The sequence below is a fragment of the Pseudoalteromonas sp. S558 genome, from assembly GCF_005886635.1.
GTDB classification, from domain to species: domain Bacteria; phylum Pseudomonadota; class Gammaproteobacteria; order Enterobacterales; family Alteromonadaceae; genus Pseudoalteromonas; species Pseudoalteromonas aliena.
This window is the reverse complement of record NZ_PNDU01000691.1, coordinates 1-201: the sequence shown is the minus strand read 5'-3', so window position 1 is coordinate 201 and position 201 is coordinate 1. Positions and strand designations below refer to the sequence as shown.

1 pseudogene is annotated in these 201 nt (G+C 38.3%); it reads left to right on the top strand.

Annotated elements, in window-relative coordinates:
- Positions 1-201, top strand: a pseudogene (locus tag CWB66_RS21960) (methyl-accepting chemotaxis protein); the annotation flags it as partial.

Genomic DNA, 201 nt, shown 5'->3' with positions numbered 1-201 from the left:
TAAATGAGTCTGCTAATGACGAAATTTCAGAGTTATCTCACTCTTTTAACTTATTTATATTGAAAATGCGAGAGTCGCTTATTCATGTTTCGCAAAGTGCATACGATGTAAGCGCGCATGCACATACTGTTGACGAATCAAGTAAAACGAGTGATTCGTTTATTGAGCTTCATAACTATAGCTCAACGCAAGTCGCTGCCG